General features: G+C 70.6%; 19 protein-coding genes and 1 pseudogene. 8 read left to right on the forward strand and 12 right to left on the reverse strand.

Going from position 1 to position 18,040, the window contains the following annotated elements:
- Positions 1–84 precede the first annotated feature (84 nt).
- The 6 genes from AB0411_RS13030 to AB0411_RS13055 form a co-directional block, all read right to left on the reverse strand.
- Positions 85–1,371: a PucR family transcriptional regulator gene (locus AB0411_RS13030; protein ID WP_366417333.1), complete on the reverse strand. Its 1,287-nt coding sequence runs from the start codon at positions 1,369–1,371 to the stop codon at positions 85–87.
- A gap of 205 nt (positions 1,372–1,576) precedes the next feature.
- Positions 1,577–3,361 carry a bifunctional 3-(3-hydroxy-phenyl)propionate/3-hydroxycinnamic acid hydroxylase gene (locus AB0411_RS13035; RefSeq protein WP_366417334.1) on the reverse strand — a complete coding sequence of 595 codons (1,785 nt, stop codon included), beginning with the start codon at positions 3,359–3,361 and terminating at the stop codon, positions 1,577–1,579.
- A 28-nt stretch (positions 3,362–3,389) separates the two neighbouring features.
- Positions 3,390–4,310 (reverse strand): VOC family protein, encoded by a 921-nt coding sequence (locus AB0411_RS13040; RefSeq protein WP_366417335.1) that lies wholly within the window; start codon positions 4,308–4,310, stop codon positions 3,390–3,392.
- Between the two features lie 38 nt (positions 4,311–4,348).
- Entirely contained in the window at positions 4,349–5,221 is an 873-nt protein-coding gene (locus AB0411_RS13045) for a fumarylacetoacetate hydrolase family protein (protein ID WP_366417336.1), read from the reverse strand.
- A gap of 115 nt (positions 5,222–5,336) precedes the next feature.
- The gene (locus AB0411_RS13050; RefSeq protein WP_366417337.1) at positions 5,337–5,750 is read right to left on the reverse strand and encodes a lipocalin-like domain-containing protein; all 414 of its coding nucleotides are present in this window, start codon (positions 5,748–5,750) and stop codon (positions 5,337–5,339) included.
- Positions 5,751–6,088: 338 nt separating this feature from the next.
- Complete coding sequence (locus tag AB0411_RS13055) at positions 6,089–6,670, reverse strand: MarR family winged helix-turn-helix transcriptional regulator (protein ID WP_366417338.1); 582 nt, start codon at positions 6,668–6,670, stop codon at positions 6,089–6,091.
- Between AB0411_RS13055 and AB0411_RS13060 the strand changes: the two genes are divergently transcribed.
- Positions 6,657–7,271, forward strand: coding sequence for a UbiX family flavin prenyltransferase (locus AB0411_RS13060; RefSeq protein ID WP_366417339.1), 615 nt, complete (start codon positions 6,657–6,659; stop codon positions 7,269–7,271). The two genes, AB0411_RS13055 and AB0411_RS13060, sit on opposite strands and share 14 nt — an antisense overlap.
- 65 nt (positions 7,272–7,336) lie before the next feature.
- On the forward strand, positions 7,337–8,800 hold the full coding sequence (locus AB0411_RS13065; RefSeq protein ID WP_366417340.1) for a UbiD family decarboxylase: 1,464 nt from the start codon (positions 7,337–7,339) through the stop codon (positions 8,798–8,800).
- A gap of 272 nt (positions 8,801–9,072) precedes the next feature.
- Here AB0411_RS13065 and AB0411_RS13070 read toward each other — a convergent pair whose 3' ends face one another.
- The 4 genes from AB0411_RS13070 to AB0411_RS13085 form a co-directional block, all read right to left on the reverse strand.
- Positions 9,073–9,324: a hypothetical protein gene (locus tag AB0411_RS13070; RefSeq protein WP_366417341.1), complete on the reverse strand. Its 252-nt coding sequence runs from the start codon at positions 9,322–9,324 to the stop codon at positions 9,073–9,075.
- A 111-nt stretch (positions 9,325–9,435) separates the two neighbouring features.
- Complete coding sequence (locus tag AB0411_RS13075; protein WP_366417342.1) at positions 9,436–9,954, reverse strand: DinB family protein; 519 nt, start codon at positions 9,952–9,954, stop codon at positions 9,436–9,438.
- A 119-nt stretch (positions 9,955–10,073) separates the two neighbouring features.
- The gene (locus AB0411_RS13080) at positions 10,074–10,604 is read right to left on the reverse strand and encodes a DedA family protein (protein WP_366417343.1); all 531 of its coding nucleotides are present in this window, start codon (positions 10,602–10,604) and stop codon (positions 10,074–10,076) included.
- Between the two features lie 22 nt (positions 10,605–10,626).
- Positions 10,627–11,235 carry a class I SAM-dependent methyltransferase gene (locus AB0411_RS13085; protein WP_366417344.1) on the reverse strand — a complete coding sequence of 203 codons (609 nt, stop codon included), beginning with the start codon at positions 11,233–11,235 and terminating at the stop codon, positions 10,627–10,629.
- Positions 11,236–12,232: 997 nt separating this feature from the next.
- On the opposite strand from AB0411_RS13085, the gene AB0411_RS13090 reads away from it, so the two are divergent.
- The 4 genes from AB0411_RS13090 to AB0411_RS13105 all read left to right on the forward strand — a co-directional run bounded on the left by AB0411_RS13090 (position 12,233) and on the right by AB0411_RS13105 (position 14,817).
- The gene (locus AB0411_RS13090) at positions 12,233–13,135 is read left to right on the forward strand and encodes an FG-GAP repeat domain-containing protein (protein ID WP_366417345.1); all 903 of its coding nucleotides are present in this window, start codon (positions 12,233–12,235) and stop codon (positions 13,133–13,135) included.
- A gap of 104 nt (positions 13,136–13,239) precedes the next feature.
- Positions 13,240–13,365: a hypothetical protein gene (locus AB0411_RS13095; RefSeq protein WP_366417346.1), complete on the forward strand. Its 126-nt coding sequence runs from the start codon at positions 13,240–13,242 to the stop codon at positions 13,363–13,365.
- 121 nt (positions 13,366–13,486) lie between these two features.
- Entirely contained in the window at positions 13,487–13,768 is a 282-nt protein-coding gene (locus AB0411_RS13100) for a hypothetical protein (protein WP_366417347.1), read from the forward strand.
- Positions 13,769–14,157: 389 nt separating this feature from the next.
- Entirely contained in the window at positions 14,158–14,817 is a 660-nt protein-coding gene (locus AB0411_RS13105; RefSeq protein ID WP_366417348.1) for a YceI family protein, read from the forward strand.
- Positions 14,818–15,000: 183 nt separating this feature from the next.
- On the opposite strand, the gene AB0411_RS13110 is transcribed toward AB0411_RS13105, so the two are convergent.
- Positions 15,001–15,381, reverse strand: coding sequence for a hypothetical protein (locus AB0411_RS13110; protein ID WP_403147771.1), 381 nt, complete (start codon positions 15,379–15,381; stop codon positions 15,001–15,003).
- A 410-nt stretch (positions 15,382–15,791) separates the two neighbouring features.
- Positions 15,792–16,082 (reverse strand): annotated as a pseudogene (locus tag AB0411_RS13115) (ATP-binding cassette domain-containing protein); the annotation flags it as partial.
- Between the two features lie 286 nt (positions 16,083–16,368).
- On the opposite strand from AB0411_RS13115, the gene AB0411_RS13120 reads away from it, so the two are divergent.
- Together AB0411_RS13120 and AB0411_RS13125 are read left to right on the forward strand one after the other, a co-directional pair.
- On the forward strand, positions 16,369–16,593 hold the full coding sequence (locus tag AB0411_RS13120) for a hypothetical protein (RefSeq protein WP_366417350.1): 225 nt from the start codon (positions 16,369–16,371) through the stop codon (positions 16,591–16,593).
- Positions 16,586–17,674 (forward strand): response regulator, encoded by a 1,089-nt coding sequence (locus AB0411_RS13125; protein WP_366417351.1) that lies wholly within the window; start codon positions 16,586–16,588, stop codon positions 17,672–17,674. The genes AB0411_RS13120 and AB0411_RS13125 overlap by 8 nt, the downstream gene beginning before the upstream one ends.
- Positions 17,675–18,040: the final 366 nt, after the last annotated feature.

Below are 18,040 nucleotides of genomic sequence, written 5' to 3' on the forward strand. Positions count from 1 at the left end.
CGCCGTTGCCCCGCGCCGTGGACGTAGCGATCCGGGGCGCCTACCGCCGGGGCCGCCGCCGGGCGCCCCGCACCGCCGGGGTCCTCACCCGAGCAGGGCGCGGGCGATCTCCAGGGCGAGACGCAGTTCCAGGGTGCTGCCTGTGGTGGTGGCTGTGGGCAGGAGCTCCTCGGCGCGTTTGACGCGGTAGGTGACGGTGTTGCGGGCCACGTGCAGAGCACCGGCGGCGGCCCGCAGGCTGCGTCCTTCTGCGAGGTACACCCGCAGGGTGTTGCGCAGCTCCCGTAGCCGGGCGCCGTCGGAGGCCAGGGGGCCGAGGAGGTCGTGTACGAACCAGCGGGCGTGTTCGGGGTCGGCGGTGGCCAGGGCCACCAGGCGGGCTTCGCGGTAGTCGGTCAGCCAGTCGCCGGGAGCGAGCCGGGCGACGCGTTGCGCCTCGCGTGCCCCGTAGTGGCTGCGGCGCATGCCTGACGTGCCGTGGGCGGGTGGGCCGAGGGCGACGTGCACCCCCGGGGAGCGGCCGGTCCCGGACCGTGCGCGGTCGGGGAGGCCGGTGAGGTCGTCGGGGGCGTGCAGCCACAGCCAGGCGAGGGTCCCGGTGGCGGGGATCATGAGGGGCCGGCCGGTGCCGATCGTGCGGGCCAGCGCGGTCGCCGTGTGCTGCAGCCGCTCCGCGGCGGGCAGCGGGTCTTCGGTGTCGTCGCACCACAGCACGGCGGCCAGGTGCGTGCGGGTGACGTCGTAGCGCAGCCGCCGGGTCGCGGCCTCCGGTTCCACCGGGCGGGCGGCCAGCAGGTCGTCGATCGTCCGGCGGCGGGCCGCTTCGTCGCTGCCGCGCCACCGGTCGCGTTCGGCGATGTAGGACTCGGCCATCAGGCTGGCGTGGGTGTCGGCGTGGGTGAAGAGTTCCTCGGTGATCCGGCGCAGCTCGGTGAGGCGTTCGCCGGCCGGTACGTACTGCTCGACGGCCGAGGTCAGTTCCTGGGTGAGCCTGGCGTGGCCGAGCCGCACTCCGCGCAGGACCCGGTCGAGTCCGACGCCCCGGCGTGCGAACTCGCGGCAGCCCTCCAGGGCTTCGTCGGGCAGCGCGCCTCCCTCGCCGCCGGCCTCGGTGAGCAGTAGCCGCAGGGCCGCCAGGACCGTCGACTCGGTGGAGCGACGCAGGGTGGCCAGGGGCGCGGGGCCGCCGCCGTGTTCGGGAACCTGTTCCAGGACCTCCGCGGCCATGGTGTCGGCGGTCTGTACTGCCCACCGGACGGGGCCGGGGCCGAGGACGGCGGTCATGGCGGTCACGGCGGCCGGGGACAGCGCCGGCTCGTGGTGCGGGTGGTCCCGGTCCGGCTTGAGCTGCCGGAGCCACTGCCGTGTCATGAGCGCCTCCTTTCGTTATCCATGGTGCCGGGGTCGATGGCCGCGCCGCTTCCGGCTCACCCGACCCACCCCTATCACCCCCCACCCCTGTCAACGGTCCCTGCCGTCCGCCGGGGAGCGGCTCTCCGCCGGGGCCGGCTCTCGGCCGGGCCGGCCCTCCCTCCCGGTGCGGACGGGAGGGAGGAACGAGCGGAAGGGGGCAGCCTCACCAGCCGGGCGACACCGCAGCGGGTGCCACGCGCTCCTGGGATGCCACGAGCTCCTGCCGCAACGCCGCGACCAGGCCGGCCGCCTCCGCTGTGCAGGGCGCACCGCCGAAGACGTAGTGGTCCGGACGCAGCAGCAGGGCCTTTTGGCCGCAGCGCTCCAGGTGGGAGCGGTAGGTGCCGTCGAGGTCGACGACATCGGCCGGCCCGTTCGCCGTGGGGTCGCCGGTGACCCGCAGAAGGCGGATGCCGAGCCGCTCGCACCAGCCGAGGGTGTCGTCGTCGAGAACGGCCCGTGGGTCCTCGGTGGCGAGCAGGGCGAAGCCGGTGCCGACGGTCTGGTCGAAGAGCCCGGTGCGGCCGCGGAAGCGCACCCGGCCCTGGCAGCCGAGCTGTCCCGCCGGGGCCCTGGGGGTCCCGTCCGCCGCCTGCCGCAACAGCCCTCCGGTGAGGCTCTGCGGGGGCATGTCCGCCAGTGGGTCGCGACCCGCCCGCCGGTCGGCGCGCATCCGCGCGTCGCGCAGGGTGGCGGCCGCGGGGTCGGGTTCGCAGATGATGCCGCCCAGGAAGACGGAGAGCTCGATGGCGTGACGCAGGTGCTGGGAGCGTTCCGTGGTGTAGGAGTCCAGCAGGGTCGCGCCGGCTTCGCCGCGCAGTACGAGGTCCAGTTTCCAGGTGAGATTGGCGGCGTCGCGGATGCCCGAGCACATGCCCTGGCCGGCGAACGGCGGCATCTGGTGCGCGGCGTCACCGGCCAGGAGCAGACGGCCCTCGCGCCAGCTCTCGGCCCAGCGGGCGCGGAAGGTGTAGACGGTGTGCCTCTCCAGGGTGGCGTTGCCCGGGTGCAGGTCCCAGCCGGCCAGCAGCCGCCAGGCGTTCTCCGCGCTGCCGAACTCCGCGGCCGATTCGCCGGGCAGCAGCATGAACTCCCAGCGGCGCCGGCCCGGACCGCCGGAGACGGCGGTGGTGGGGCGGCGGGGATCGCAGAGCTGGAGGTTGCGCGGTGCGAAGACGCGGTCCGCCTCGTGCGGGAGGACGTCCAGCACCAGCCAGTCGTGCTGGAAGCCGCGGTCGGTCAGCGTGGTCGTCATCCGGGAGCGGACGAAGCTGTTGGCGCCGTCGCAGCCGACGACGTACTGCGCGCGCAGTGTGCGGCGCCTGCGGACACCGCCGCGGAGCACCGGCTCGTCCCCGGCGCTCTCGGCGACGGTCAGCGAGACCCCGGCCGCGTCCTCGGCCAGGTCCGCGGCCTCCCAGCCGCGCAGCACGTCGACTCCCGCGGTGCGGTGGGCCTGCGCCTCCAGGGCGCCCTCCAACTGCGGCTGGGTGAAGAGGTTCATCGCGGGCCAGCCGGAGGCTCCGGTGTCCTCGAACGCCAGCCGCAGCAGCGTCTCGCCGTCGGCGTTGCGCCATTCGTAGTCCGCGGCCGGCTCGCTGAACGCGGGTAGTTCGTCCGCCAGGCCCAGCGCGGCCAGGATGCGGGCGACCTCGTGGTCGAAGACCACCGCCCGCGGCAGCGGATAGGGCCGCGGCCAGCGCTCGACGAGTCCGACCCGCCACCCCCGGGCCCCGAGCTGTATCGCAGTGGTGAGCCCGACGGGCCCGGCACCGACGACCAGCACGTCGTAGGTGCCATCGCCGTCCGACCCGGCAGCGCCCGCAAGAGGGCCGGAGCCGGTAACCGGGCCGGAGCCGGCAACCGGGACGGGGCCGTCCGCCGGGGCGGAGCCGTCGGCCGGGTCCGCCCCGCCACCCGCTGCGCAGTCCGTGTGGTTCTCGTTCATGGTGGGTGTCCTCCTGCCGTACGGGTCGTCAGCTCGCGTCATGGGCGCCGGTCATCAGCGCGGCGAGATCCTCGGGTTCTAGGAAGGAGGGCGGGACCGGCGGGCCCCAGCTGTAGAGGGAGCGGGCGTCCTCCCACACCCGGGGCGTCCACAGTTGGTCGTCGACGATGCAGTCCATGTCGGCGAAGTACTCGGAGAAGGTGCCGGCCGGGTCCTTGAGGTACCAGAAGAAGTTCGAGCCGACGTGGTGGCGGCCCAGGCCCCAGACATGGCGTTCGGGGTGGCCCTCCAGCATGCGCGTCGCGCCGCGCCCGACCTCGTCGACGTCGTCGACCTGCCAGGAGGAGTGGTGCAGGAAGGGGAGCGGGGCCTGCTGCACCAGGACGTTGTGGTGGTCGGTCGAGCACCGCAGGAAGGCGGCGCCCGGGACCAGGTCGCTGACCTTGAAGCCGAGGCCGTCGGTGAAGAACCGCTGTGAGGCCGCCTGGTCGGTCGACCCCAGCACCACATGCCCCAGGCGGCGCGGCCGGACGGCGTCCTCGCGCAGGACCGCCGGGGCCCGTCCGTCGGGCCGCTCCGCACGGCCGGGCCCGTTGTACGGCACGGGCGCGGCGGCCGGCTGCACGAGACGGGGCCGGACCTCGACGGTGACGGTCACGTCCGTGCCGGGATCGACCGCGCGCAGGCGGTGCCCGGCGCGGACGTACGGCATCTCCAGGCGGTCCAGGGCAGCGCCGATCCGCCCGAGGTCGTCGGCATCATCGGCCGCGACGACCAGTTCGTCCAGCCGACGGCGGGCGGCGTGCACGATCTTCAACTGCTCACCCCCGTCGGCCGAGGCGAAGCGCCCGCGGCCCAGGGCGGTGAGTCCGAAGTCGGCGTAGTAGTCGTGGGTGGCGTCCACGTGGGGCACGCCCATGGTGATCCGGGCGAGACGGTGCAAGGGCATGACGGCTCCTTCGAAGCAGGGGACGGGAAGGCCGGAGGTCAGACGCCGGGGCCGTCGGGGTAACCCGGGCCGGCGACCAGCCGGTTGCGGAGGGCGCCGATGCCGTCGATCCAACTGTGCAGCTCCTCCCCGGGAGCCAGGAACCGGCGCGGAGTACGGGCGCCGCCCACACCGGCGGGGGTACCGGTGAAGACCAGGTCACCGGGCAGCAGCGGGCAGACGGCGGAGAGCCACGCGATCTGCTCCGCGAGCGGGAAGACCATCCGGCCGGTACGCGACTCCTGCATCGTCGCGCCGTCGACGGCACAGCCGAGCGCCAGGTCATCGGGGTCGGCGAACTCGTCGGGCGTGACCATGACCGGCCCGGTCGGACTGAACCCGGGGAACGACTTGCCGAGCGCGAACTGCGGTGCCGGGCGCTGCAGTTGGATGCGACGCTCCGAGAGATCCTGCCCCAGGGTGAGACCGGCGACATGCTGCCAGGCGTCCGCCGCACGCACCCGGTGGGCACGGGTCCCGATGACCGCGACCAGCTCGACCTCCCAGTCCACCATCGCACTGGGCAGCTCCACCGTGTCGTACGGACCGGCCAGCGAGGTCGGGTACTTGGTGAAGACAGCCGGCCGAGCAGGGGTGTCGAGGGCGGACTCCTCGATGTGGTCCGCGTAGTTCAGCGCGACCGCGAACACCTGGCGCGGACGCGGTACGGGGGCGCCGAGCCGGCGTTCCTCCAGCGGCATCCGCTCGGCGTCCTGCGCGGCGGGTGTCCGCGCCCAGGCGGTGAACTCCTCCCAGCGGTCGAATACGGCCTGCGGGTCGGACGGGAAGCGACCGTCACTGGCCTTCTCGACGTCGACCACCCCCTCCTCGTGGACAAGTACCAGACGATTGCCGAGATTTGCTGTGCGCATGGCGCACCACCTCCAGGAGGAAGAGGGAAGGGGGGAAGGGGAAGAAACGGAAAGCCACGTGCCGCGGGCTCAGCGGCGGTGGGTGCGCGAGGAACGGCCCCCGGCGTCTGCGGAGTCAGCCCCGCACCCTGCGCCACCGCAGGTGCTGACGAGCGCCGTCGTCCGTGGCGGCCGTCAGCACCAACGCGTCCGGCTCGCTGTGGACGGTGCGTTCCAGGGTGACGCCCACCCACGGCCCGTAGTGGCTCGCGAGAACGTGATGCCGCACCGAACCGTCCGGCATACGCTCCCAGCGCCCGGCATACGCCACGGTCCCGCCGGACACCCCCGCCTCGCTGAGGGCTTCCGGCTGCGCCGCGGCCCGGCCGACGACCGCCGGGTCGCTCGTCAGCAGTGCGCTCATCCAGCCGTCCCGGGCATACAGCAGCACCCCGCCGGGCCGGTCACCCAGCGGCCGGGACTCCTTTCCCGCCCGCTCGACCGAGCAGTCCACCAGACGCCAGCCGCCGATGATCTCGTCCACGTTCACATATGCCTCACAGATTCCGTTCCGGACGAGTCCGGCCGGACCGAGCGCACGAAGGCACCACAAAGCAGCACCCGGCCCGACCGGACCGCGGGTGACCGAAGCCGCCCATGTGCTCAGCCAACCGCGGCGCCCGCCTGCCGGCCTCGGCCTGCGAGACCAAAGAACCGGGCCGCTTTTGCGTTCAGTGGTCGCTTCGCGGGGCCGGTGGAGCCGGCAGGGCAGGTGGTATCGGCAGGGCAGGTGGTGCCGGCAGGGCAGGTGGTGCCGACGCTGCGAGATGAAGCAGGGCGAGGAGGGGCGAGGCCGGGCGAGGCGATGCGGCGGAACGTCCCGGCCGTTCAGGCCGAACTCTGTCCGGCACCGCTGATCCACCGCAAGGACTCCATCAGCACGGCGCGATGTGCATCCGGCAGACCGCCGACGACGGCTGCGTCGACCGCTTCGCCGAGGGGACGGATCCGGTCCAGTGTGGCGTTGCCGTCGCCGGTGAGCGTCAGGAGTTTGCGTCGGCGGTTCGCGGGGTCGACCTCGCGGGCGAGCAGGCCCCGGAGTTCCAGGCGGTGGACGAGGGGAGCCAGGGTGGCCAGGTCGATCCCGGTCATTTCGCCGAGCCGGGACTGGTCGATGCCCGGGCACTCGTGGACGGTCAGCAGCACGGCGTACTGCGGCGGCGTGACGTCCCCGACGGCTTCCTGCCACTTCGCGGAGTAGCTCTGCAGGGCGCGACGCAGCAGGTGCAGAGGAGAGCCCGCGAGGTAGGGGGGTGTCTGCGGCGTGGCGATGACGGCCTCCGGGTTTCGTGTGGCAAGCGCGGGCCTTGATTCTGCCAGCCTACTGTGTATCTTCGTGTACGAATGATTCGTGTACGAATGAAGGGTGGGGATCGTGCGGCGACTGGTCGTGGGGATGACGGGTGCCACGGGCGCGATCCTGGGCATCCGGTTGCTCCAGGAACTCCAGCAGCAGCCCGACGTGGAGACCCACCTCGTGATGAGTCGCTGGGCCCGCGCCACCATCGAGCTGGAGACCGACTGGACGGCGCGCGAAGTGACCCGCCTCGCCGATGTCGTGCACGGGCCGGAGGACCAGGCGGCGTCGATCTCCAGCGGTTCGTTCCGCACCGACGGCATGGTCGTCGTGCCCTGCAGCGCGAAGACCCTCGCCGCGATCCGGGCCGGCTACGGCAGCGACCTCGTCAGCCGTGCGGCGGACGTCCACCTCAAGGAGCAACGGCGGCTGGTCCTGGTGGTGCGGGAGACCCCGCTGTCGACCATCCACCTGGAGAACATGCTCGCCCTGTCCAGGATGGGCGTCAGCCTGCTCCCGCCCGTGCCGGCCTTCTACCACCGGCCCGCGAGCGTGGACGACGTGGTCGATCACATCGTCGCGCGCGTGCTGGACCAGTTCGGCCTGGACAGCCGCCGGGCGGTCCGCTGGGAGGGCCCCGCCACCGCCCGTACCCGTCACGCCCGGCCCCTCACCCAGCCCGACAGCGCGGCCCCCGACCGGGCGGTGGGCTGAGCCACGCAAGCCCCCGTCGTGGCGCCCCCTCAGCGCCTCGACGGCGCGGAAAGAAAGGAACCCCCATGGCCCGTATCAAGGACCTGCGCGCCTACCTCGCCGCCCTCGACGCCCTCGGCGACCTGCGCACCGTCGACCGGCTCGTCGATCCCGACCTGGAGGTCGGCGCGATCATCCGCCGCTCCTACGAAACCGTCGCCCCCGCGCCCCTGTTCACCCACATCAAGGGCACGGCACCCGGTTTCCGGCTGCTGGGCGCTCCCGGCGCCCTGAGTTCCGCTCCCGGCCGTCCACTCGCCCGCATCGCGCTCTCCCTCGGGCTCGACTCCACCGCGAGCGCCCGCGAGATCGTCGACGTCCTCGCCGAGGCCCGCACGCGTGAGCCGCTCCCGCCCATGCTGGTCGACAGCGCACCTTGCAAGCAGAACATCCTGCTCGGCGAGGATGCCTCCCTGGCGCGGTTCCCGACCCCGTTGCTGCACGACGGCGACGGCGGCCCGTACGTCAACACCTGGGGCACCATCGTCGCCCGCACTCCGGACGGGTCGTTCACCAACTGGTCCATCGCCCGGATCATGAGGGTCGACGACACCCACATGACCGGCCTGGTGCTGCACCCCCAGCACCTCGCCCAGGTGTGGCAGCAGTGGGCCGACCGCGGCGAGCCGATGCCGTTCGCCCTGGTCCAGGGCGGTGAGCCCGCCCTGCCCTTCATCTCCGGGATGCCCCTGCCGGACGGCGTGGAAGAGGCCGGCTACCTCGGGGCCCTGCTCGGCGAGCCACTGGAACTGGTCCCGTGCGAGACCGTGGACCTTCAGGTGCCGGCGAGCGCCGAGATCGTCATCGAGGGGCACCTGTCCGTGGCACGCACCGGCGTCGAGGGCCCGATGGGCGAGTTCGCGGGCTACCGCCCGAGCGAGACCTCGCTGCAGCCCGTCTACACCATCGAGGCCATCACCCACCGCGACAACCCCATCTGGCCGACCGTGGTCGAAGGCGAACCCGTCGACGAGTACCACACGGCCACCGGCCTCACCCTGGCCGCCGAGGTCCTGACCGCGCTGCGTGCGGCGGGCCTGCCCATCACCTCCGCCTGGGAACCCTTCGCCGGTGCCTCGCACCTCCTGGTGGTCAGCGTCGCCACCGACTGGCGCGACACGCTTCCCGGCCTCTCCACCGCAGACCTCACCCAGCGGATCACCGACGTCATCGCCACCCAGCGCTTCGAACCCCTGATACCCCGCATCTTCGTCCTCGACGACGACGTGGACGCCTCCGACACCGGCGAACTGATGTGGGCGCTCGCCACCCGGGTGCACCCCACCGGCCGGCGGATCGTACGCGAGGGCACGGTGCTGCCCCTGCTCGCCGTGTACACGCCTGAGGAACGGCACACCTCGAACGGGCCGAAGGTCACCTACGACGCCCTGCTCCCCTCCGCCGAGGAGGGCCGCGAACCCCGCAGCTCCTTCCGGTTCATCTTCCCGAAGGAAGTCCAACAGCGGGTGCTGGACCACTGGAACGACTGACCCCGACCGGCCGGCACCTCCGGCTCGGCACACCTCACCGAGCCGGACGAGCACACCAACACGGCGCCGGCTCACACGCAGCCCCCCGTCCCTGTCGAGGGCCGTCCTGTTCCTCGACAGGGACCTGCCGTTGGCGGTGAGGCAACGCCAGCGGCGACGACCGGGCCTTCCTGCCCGGCTCTGCGAAGTCCCGCGGAAAGCGGACTCAGCCGCGCACCCCGCGGACCGCCCCACGACCTTGCCCGCGCCCACCACGAGGACCCCCGTCACCCTCACCGTGGAGAAGGAATCCGGGGTCTGCCGGCCGCCGTGATGTCGTACACGAAGGCCGGGTTGAAGGACTCCTGCCGATGCAGGACCCATGCCAGCGGCAGTGCGAAGACCGCCTCGGCGCAGGCGCTCCAGACCGCCAGTGCACGCGTCCACACCCGCACCGCCCGGATCGCGTCGAGCGTCACGAGGCCGACGAGCCCGGCCAGGACCGGCCAGATCCAGCCCGACCAGAGGCCCGGGGTCGAGCACATCGAGGCGGACGCCGCCGTCGGTCCGGTCCGGTCCCGGACGACCGTGCCGGTGAGGGGCTCACCGGGCGCTCTCGTAGGGCGATGGCCGGACGGGCGGGAGACTCTGCGTGCCTATTCGCCGATGCTGCCGTCAGCGAGTTCGCGGGCGATGTCGAGGTGGCCGGCGTGCCGCGCGTACTCCTGGAGCAGATGGAACAGGATCCAGCCCAGCGCGGGCCGTTCCTCCCCCGGCAGCACTTTTCCACCGAGGGTGGCGGCACGGTCCTCCCAGGATGCTCCGGCAACGATGGCCCGGGAGCGGTCGCACTGCTCCCTGAAGAATGCTCTGACCTCTTCGGAGGTCTCCTCCGGGCCCACCCGCCACTTGCCGCCGCGGCATTCCATATCACCCCAGGGCTCTCTTACCGTCTCGCCGGAAAAGCCCCACTGGAGCCACCGCATCTCGACATGAGCCAGATGCTTGAGCATCTCCAGCGGTGCCCACCCCGAGGGAACCCGACTGCGACGCAACTCCTCGTCGGACAGACCGTCGAGCTTGCGCAGCACCGTGTCGCGGTAGAAGTCGAGGTACTCCGCCATCAGTTCGTCCGGAGCGGAGAGGGACATGGGCGGTTCTTCCATGAATTCCATAGGGCACTCCACTATCACGTAGAGCCGGTGTGGCTCGTGGACCTGTCGCACACACCACTATGTGTCCGGCACATGGCGCGCGGTCCATATCGGACGGTCGACACCGCGACTCCGGCCGGCTACGAGCCCCCGATCGCGGAGATGTGCTGGACGGAGAGGGCTGCCGTGTAGCCCGCGCCGCTTTCGACGCTCGCCCACGCAACCGAGGCCAGGGCGCTGTAGGGGGCGATGCGGCGGTAGGGCAGGCCGGTGACCCCCGCCATGTGTGGGGCAAGGGTCCGCATGACAGGGACAAATCGGAAGAGCAGGAGGGTCTGGCCGGCACGCTTTTCCATAAGGGTTTCGGCCCGTTGCCAGGCGGCGGCAGGAATGCGGCGGCCGACCTTTCCGGTTCGCAGGCGCCTGCCCAGTAGGTGGCCGGTTCGGTGGCCAAGCGCGTCGCCCACCATGACGGCACCGGCGGCGACCGCGATGACCCACAGCAGGTTCATGCTGCCCGTACGGGCCAGGGCTCCCGCGGTGAGCATGAGAGCGAGCGTGGGGACGACGGCCCCCACCAGCAATATGGATTCCGCCACGATGGCCGCGGCCAGCACCGTGTAGGCGGGAGCGGGGGGAATCTGGCCGAGCAGACTGGTGAGGGCGTTCATTGCGGCCTCTCCGGCTGGACGGTCAGCACGCCGCAGAGGCGACAGCATCGATCGGCCGACGCAGTTGCCACACCTCTGCCGGTGGGAGATTTCCCCACACGGTCCAACGGCCGATCGCGTAGTGGTGGTGGTACCGGTTCAGTAGGCCTTTGACGTCGCGTTGACGGCGGGCCTCCGGGCGGGAAGTCAGTAAGGCGCGTACCCAGCGACTGCCGCAATAGGAAAAGTAGGTGAGGGTGCCCCCGGGGCGGAGCAGGTCCAGGTAGCGCCCCATGATTTCCTCGACCTGCTGGGGAGGGAAGTTGGAGAACGGCAGGCCGGAGACGATCACGTCATAGCGGCAGTCGGTGGCGAGCTCCTCGACGAAGAGGTTGTGGACGCGCACCTGCTCCGGTGTTTCCCGCATGTTCGGGTGGCTGCGCACCAGGTGACGCAGATGTGCGGCAAAGTGAGGGTTGGCTTCTACGATGTCCAGTCGGCCTCCACCAGGCACCAGGGGGAGCAGGACTCGGGTGACCGAGCCGGTACCCGCGCCCACTTCCAGGACGTTCGAACGCTGCGACGCTCGTTCCAGCAACGGGGCGGCCAACAGGCTGGCCAGCGACTTGCTGCTGGGGGCGATGGAACCCACCGTGCGATGGTTCCGTATCGATTCGACCAAGAAGGTCCACCCTCCGGCCGCAGGCTGAGTCCGGGCACGGGGAGGAGCAGTGATGTCATTCATGAAGAAAGGGAATTCCTGAGGGGTGCGGAGCGGTCGGGTAGGTCAAACGCCCTTCGAGGGCAAGGGAACGGGTCGTGACGGCAGGGTTCGGGGCAGGGGAGTGTGCTCAGGCGGAAATGCCGGTGGGCCGTGGCTGCTCAGCAATGAGCTTCGGGTCCCCGCAACAGGGGGGTGGCCGTGGTGAATTGTGGTCAGCGCACCTAGGTGCGAGGGCGTGTACAGGTCGGCCACGAAGCGAGGGCTTCGCGGGGGCGGTTCGCATCGCGGACCCGTCATGCCACGACGGCCCGCAGGACACCCGGGGGATCCGGAACAACTGCCGTGCAGAACATGGGGACTCCGGGCATCGGGACGGTGGATCGACCTGCCCATCCTCGAATGCACAAGTCGGCGCCGTCCTCCCCCACAGGGACTCAACGCCGGACGGTACCGCAGTGCCACATCGGCTCCGGCGTCATCCTCTGGAAGGACGGCTGAGGGGAGCGCCGAGGCCCAGCGGGGGAGGGCGTGGGCGGGGTGGTGAGTGGGAGAGCGCCGACGGGTTGGTGGCAGGCGGGGTTTTGGGCGCCGTGCTGAGCAGGGGGCTGGGGCACTCGTGTCGCTTCGGGCTCCGTCGCGCGGGCCGCGCTCCGGGGGATGCGGATGCCCGGGCACCACGAAACTCGCCGCCCTAGGGGATGAGGGGCTGGTGCGGCTTTCTGAGATCCGGCCCGAGTCATCACCAAGGGCGGCTATTCCCCACGGGGTTGCCGTCCTTTTGCGTTGCCCGGGCGGAATTCAGCATTCCACGGCCCACCGCAAAAACCACTGGGACAGATGTGCAAAGATCCGGACAATGATGCGAGCGCTCCCCACGCCTATGCGGAGCGCACCGCCTGATTCCGCATACCTCATGGAGTCATACGTGACCCAGTCCTCCCGGCGGGCCCGCGCCCTGTCGCGTCTCGTCACCACGGCGATTGCCGTCGTCCTGGTCGGTGCCACCGCCGATGCCGCTCTGGCCGCCGCTCCCGCGGCGACCGGTCCGGTGAAGAACGTCGCCCGGAGCGCCGCCGCGGCCGGGCGGCACAAGCCCACCCCGGCCGCGCCGTTCTTCCTCCTCTCCGGGATCCTGCCGTCGGGCCAGATGTACGTCTACATGCCCGACGGGAAGGGCGGCTTCGACGAACGGTCGGGCGCCTTCGCCTGGCCGCACTTCAGGTTCGGGGTGTCGATCGACCCCGATCTGACCGGCTACCAGGACGGTGCGTACCACGTCATGAACGACGGCGCGCTGAATCTCTGGCGCAAGGGGCGTCTCAAGAAGGTGGCCTCCGGCTGGGGTCGGTACAACGTCGTCTTCTCCCCCGGGACCCTGGGCGGCGCCAAGCACCCCGACCTGCTGGCCCGCGACAAGCAGGGTGTCCTGTGGCGCTTTTCGACCAAGGCGGACGGCTCGCTGGCACCGCGCGTCAAGGTCGGCTCCGGCTGGAACCAGTTCACCCAGATCGCCGGCCAGGGCGACCTGACCGGCGACCGCAAGCCGGACATCGTCGCCCGCGACAAGCAGGGCGTCCTCTGGCTGTACAAGGGCACGGGCGATCTGCGGAAGCCGTTCGCCTCCCGCCTGAAGGTGGGTGCCGGCTGGAACCAGTTCAACAAGCTGGTGGCCATGGGTGACGTCGTCGGCGACGGCCACAGCGACCTCCTCGCCCGCGACGCCAAGGGCGACCTGTGGCTGTACAACGGCACGGGCAAGGCATCGGCGCCGTTCAAGTCCCGGGTGAAGGTCGGCTCCGGCTTCAACCAGTACCGCGAACTGTTCTGACCATCCTTACGGGGCGAGGTGTCGCGCTACGTCCAGTAGCGCGACACAGGACCTCTCACCTCTACGCGGCCCGTCCTCTGGCAAGCCGTCTCAGCCTGTGCCGGTTGGCCATGAGGACATCCGTGGCCGCCACCGACCGCTCGACCACCGCAGCCAGGCACCAGCGGTTCTGCTTCATGCCCGACGATGACGACGACTTCGAGCGGGAACGTGCGGCGGACGGAGTGTGATCTCGCATGGACCGCTCCCCCTCCCGCGACGACGCCGAGAGCGTCCGTAGCCCCCCTGCACCTCCCAGCCCCTGATGGCGAGGCGGTGGCGGGACGGTCGCGTCCTGCTCGCGGGGGCCGAGTGAGCGACGGCCGACGGACAGGACTGCTCGACGAAATCGCCGACGGAGGCTTCCGCCTGCTGGTCACCGAGGAGTCCCTCGCCCTGCTGAATCCAGCCTCGCTCGCCGCCCCGGGCGTCACGGTCATCGCCTTCGATCCCTGCGCGGCCGGAGCCGTCGCCTCGCGGGTGAGGTGGACCCAGGGCCCTCCTCCTCGGTTGCCGGACGAACTCGCCCCAGCCCCCGCGGTCCAGAACAGGGCGATCATGCGTGGAGCCAGCTGGACCGCATTGCTGCGGTGACGATGCCGCGTCACTGCTCGAGTCGGTCGAGGCCTCGTTCGAGGGTGTTGCGCTGCTCGTAGATTTCCGGGTCGAAGGCAGGCGCCCCCCGGCCCCTGGTTCCCCGACACAGCCGATGACCTTGCTGGTCCGCCGGGACGGGGATCAGCGTCCGGATACTGCACGTGCGCACGTGCGCAGGTGGTCGCGGAACGGGCGGGAGGCGTACGCGTCATCCGTGGATCCCGCCGATCACGGACTTCCGACCGGGCTTTTCATATTCGTGTTGATCCTGTGGATCTTTGCAGTCGGGGACATGGAATCCGGACGAGGGCGCCCATCTCACTGGGGAACCTGTGTCTGTGCCGTGATAGCACGGAGTAATTCGATTCGAGGGAGGCTACGACCGCATGGGTATCTTCAGCCGTCGCCAGAGCGCGACTATCGAGCCGACGCAGGCGGTTGGCCCCCGTACGTCCGCCCCGGCGGCCGACGGCACCGGAGTCCCGCTCGACCCCGCACTTCGTGCCCTGACCGGGCAATGGACCATCGACCGTCCGCACAGCCGCATCGGATTCTCCGTGCGCCATGCGATGGTTACGACGGTGCGGGGCGCTTTCACCGATTACGACAGCGCGCTGTATTTCGACGGCGCCCAGCCTTCCCAGTCCCGGGCCGAACTCGTCATTCGGGTCGCCAGCGTCGACACGGGCGTGGAGCAGCGGGACGCACACCTCATAGGCACCGACTTCTTCGACGCGCAGCGCTACCCGGAGATGGTGTTCCGCAGCACCTCCACGATCCACGAGGGCGCAGAGAGCTTCCGCATGACAGGGGATCTGACCATCCGTGGCAACACCCGGCCGGTCGAGCTGCAACTCGCCTACCTCGGCTCGGTGGTGGACCCGTTCGGCTATGAGCGAGCCGGGTTTGACGCCACCACCACCATCGACCGCACCGATTGGGGCTTGGTCTACAACCAATGCCTGGAGGCGGGCGGCGCCATGGTGAGCGAGAGGGTACGGCTGCAGTTCGACATCTCCGCGATCCGGTCCGTGCCCCCGGCGTAGTTGCCCGGAGGGGCCCTCCCGGCGTTCCGTACGCCCTGCCCCGCTCGCTCGACGAGGCGCGCGAACTCCGCGGGGCGATCGCCGTTTCCGCCCCGGTCCCGGCGCGGTCACGGCCGCACAGCCCTCCGGCCCCGGCTCGCGCCAGGGCCGGAGGGGCCGGGAGGGGCCCGAGTCAGCGTCGGATCACAGCTTCTGCTTGCCGCCGCCACCGACGTGCTGCATGTTGTTGCTGGTCTTGTTCTCGGCTCCGGTGGTGCCGCCGGCGTCGTCGTTGGTGTTGCCGTTGACGTTGGTCGGGCTACCGCTGTTGCTGTTGTTGCCGGACAGGTGGACGTTCTGCGAGTTGCGGACATTGCCGCTGTTCAGCGGGCCGTTGATGCAGATCCTCGCCCGGTTGCGGCAGCTGAAGCCGGCGTGGAAGCTCGCCACGGTGTCGCTGTTCCACACCCCGTCCCCACGGCCGCCGAACAGTCCGCCGCCGTCCCACGCCTGGGCGGGCGAGGCACCACCGGCAGCCAGGAGCAGACCGCAAGCTCCTGCGATCACCAAATTGACGCGTGGCATGTTCTTCACTGTGTGCTCCTGGACCTCGCAGTTGGTACCTTGCGCCTTGCTACCGGCCGTGCGCCCCTGCACCAAGCCTGAGCAACGGCCCGTCCCGTGTATTCACTCGTACCGATCAGCGAATTCACCGTGACAGCCCTCCGGCTCGTTCCCCGCGGCTGCCGTCCGACGCCGGGTGTCGCAGCCACGCCGTCGGCTGCTGCGGCGAAGGCTCAGCCTCAACGGGCAGCTGGACCAAGGCTGGAAGCAACCCTGCCGCCGACATCGCCGAACTCCGCCGGACTCTGACGAACTCCGCCGTGAGTGCACCCGTTTGGGAGGTCGGCCTGCGGCACTCACGCGACGCGGCGCCTCACGACGAACACGGCGAGAGCGGCCGTGAGCAGCGGCCAGAGCGTGTCCACGATCCCTTCGTCCACCCGGTTCCGTGCGATGCCGTTGCTGCGGGCCAGAGCGGACAGGTGGGCCGCGGCGCTGCGTCCGCCGTGGACCTGTCCGGCGTCGAGGAGGGCGCCCGCGTGGCGCAGTCCGCGCGGACGGCGGTGGAACGGGGCGCCGCGGACGATGGCGGCGCCGGTGGTGGGCGCGTCCAGACCGAGGGGCATCCGCAGCGTGGTGGACTTGCCTGCCCCGTTGGGGCCGAGGAATCCGGTGACCAGGCCCGGCCGCGCCAAATATGGCCTCGGAGAGACGATTGTCAACCGACACGGAGGAACCGAGTTCGCGCATACGTTCGTGTCGCCCACGTTGCGCGGCAACACGACGCCAACGCCATGGGACCTCAGGGCTGTGAGCTGCATGAAGGACGGGTGTCACGCGTGGGTGACCGTGGGCAGCGCACAACTTGGATGCTCTGCACGGGCGTTCCCGACATGCAACGGTGCTGCTGCCCTCCATGCTGTGTGCCAACCGTTCGGCAATCGGCTGCACGGGTGAAACCTCCCGCCCTGCGCGGGGCGGATGGATGGAGATGCCGTGGATCGGCCCTTGCTATCGCTCAGAACGACGTTGGTGTTCCTGCTGGCCGTGCTCGGTGGGACGGTCGCGGCGCTGCTGTCCTGGACGGCCGGCGAAGGCGTTCCGCAGAGCGTGCTCGTCGGGCTCGCCGCAGCAGGCGCGGCGGTGTCGTTCTTCAACCGGCTCATCGTCGCCGAGTCCGAACGAGGCCAGGCCGAGGCGGTCCAGCACCAGGAGGGTACGGAGCGTGGGTGAATTGCGGCCGCTGGGGAGTGATCTTCCGGAGGAGTCGCGGGCACTTGCCCAGGCGCTCCGGGAGCTGTTCGAGGGCCTGGAGGTGTCGGTGCGTCGCTATGCGGCTCGGCGCCGCCGTGACCCCGGCACGCTCTCGCGCTACCTCAACGGCACACGGTTACCTCCGTGGAGAGTCGTCACCGATCTGCTCGCCGACCTAGCCGAGCATCGAGGCACGGCGGTGACGAGTGATGCCGTGGAACTCGTGCGCGAACTCTACAGGTCTGCGGTCGACGCCTGTTCGATGCCGAAACATGCCGTGGAGGTCTTGGAGGAGCAGCTTGCCGATGCGGACCGGGTGTCCCGGCGCTCCAGCGTACGTGGAGATGTGTTGGGCGATGCTCTGCTGGACCGCACGCACCGCATCGCCGACTTGGAAGTGCGGCTGGGACAGCTGGAGGCGGATTGGAAAGTCGAACGCGCCCGCGCCGACCAGCTTGCGGCGGCCCACCCCGACCTTACTCAGCTGCTGGAAGAGCGTGACGCTCTGCAGCAGCAGGTGTTCCAGCTGGGGGAGGAGCTCCAGACGGTGAGGGAGCAGCGCGCGGCCGCCGAAGCCCGTTGCGAGCTGCTGGAGCGGCAGCTTGAAGCTGTCGAGTTGCCGACCGTCGCGCTTCCGACTGCGACAGACACGAGAATGCCCAAGATTCTCGTAGTGGACGACCAGTCCGACAACCTCCTTGCGATGACCGCGGTGCTGGCAACGCTCGACCAGGAGCTCGTTACGGTGAGATCTGGCCGGGATGCGCTCAAAGCTCTGCTGGACCACGACGACTTCGCGGTCATCATCTTGGACGTGCAGATGCCGGAGATGGACGGCTACGAGACCGCCGCCCAGATCAAGCGCCGTGCCCGCAACCGCGACGTCCCCATCATCTTCCTCACCGCCATGGGCACCGACCCTGAGCACACCGCCCGAGGGTACGCCGCCGGCGCGGTCGACTACATCAGCAAGCCCTTCGACCCTTGGGCGCTGCGAGCCAAGGTCGCGGTCTTCACTGCGATCTACCTCGAACGTCGCCTACGCGCGCCATCACCGTGACGCCTTGCATCTGCGCGCCCAAAGCGGCGATCTCCGTGTGCTGCTGACGTCCTGAACCAGACGTTCGATCTTGTGGGCATCATGCGCGCGGATCGCTTCGAGGGCGTCACCGATCTCGTACTCCTCGACGATCCGCTGCGCTCCGGCCTTCACCGCCGGGTGCGTGGCTGCCCCCTGCCTCGCGCCGGAGATGAGGCGCTGGGCGCCGGCTTTGACCTTGCTGCCCCTGAGTCGGACCGGGGGAGGGGACGCGTCGGACTCTCCGGTGTACTCGGGCCCCAGGTTCTACGGTTGCGCAGTAGAACCCGCGGGATCCCGTGCCTCGCTTTTCCTTGTCCCAAGGTCCCTCAGCGGCCGGGGTGCTCT

Origin of the sequence: Streptomyces angustmyceticus (assembly GCF_040701845.1) — a bacterium.
Classification (GTDB): Bacteria; Actinomycetota; Actinomycetes; order Streptomycetales; family Streptomycetaceae; genus Streptomyces; species Streptomyces angustmyceticus_A.